Below are 684 nucleotides of genomic sequence, written 5' to 3'. Positions count from 1 at the left end.
TAGCGGAGGGGTTCCACACGTACCCATCCCGAACACGACCGTTAAGCCCTCCAGCGCCGATGGTACTTGGACCGCAGGGTCCTGGGAGAGTAGGACGTCGCCAAGCGCAACCACTAAAGAAGAACTTTTTTGGTGGTTTATTATGGGCCCTTAGCTCAGCTGGTTAGAGCGCACCCCTGATAAGGGTGAGGTCGGTGGTTCGAGTCCACTAGGGCCCACCATATAACTTTATATTTCCTTTTGGGGCCATAGCTCAGCTGGGAGAGCGCCTGCCTTGCAAGCAGGAGGTCAGCGGTTCGATCCCGCTTGGCTCCACCAAAAAGATTTATTATCATTGCACCTTGAAAACTGGATACCGAAACGAAATTGCGTTTTAGAATATTCCTTTAAGCTGATCTTGTGTAAACAAGTGAAATAAAGGTAGCAGATAAGGAAAGATCTTTTGCCTTTGGCAAAAATCATTCTTTATCGAACATCGACATTTTCTTTCTTCGAAAGAAAAGTCTAGGTTAAGCTACAAAGAGCACACGGAGGATGCCTAGGCGCCAGGAGCCGACGAAGGACGTGGCGAACAACGATAAGGCCTCGGGGAGCTGTAAGCAAGCTTTGATCCGGGGATGTCCGAATGGGGAAACCCGGCTGTCTTCATCGACAGTCACTTTCTGCTGAATACATAGGCAGAAT

The 684-nt window shown here is 49.3% G+C and carries 2 tRNA genes and 2 rRNA genes; all 4 read left to right on the top strand.

Annotated elements, in window-relative coordinates:
- Positions 1 to 106: ribosomal RNA gene (gene rrf / locus WA407_RS26235) — 5S ribosomal RNA — on the top strand; the annotation flags it as partial.
- A gap of 38 nt (positions 107 to 144) precedes the next feature.
- Positions 145 to 221, top strand: a tRNA-Ile gene (locus WA407_RS26230).
- Positions 222 to 242: 21 nt separating this feature from the next.
- Positions 243 to 318 (top strand) — tRNA-Ala (locus WA407_RS26225).
- Positions 319 to 507: 189 nt separating this feature from the next.
- A 23S ribosomal RNA gene (locus WA407_RS26220) occupies positions 508 to 684 on the top strand; the annotation flags it as partial.

The organism is Paenibacillus sp. 203, assembly GCF_037027525.1.
In the GTDB taxonomy this organism is placed as follows: domain Bacteria; phylum Bacillota; class Bacilli; order Paenibacillales; family Paenibacillaceae; genus Paenibacillus; species Paenibacillus polymyxa_B.
This window is presented reverse-complemented; position numbering and strand designations above follow the sequence as displayed.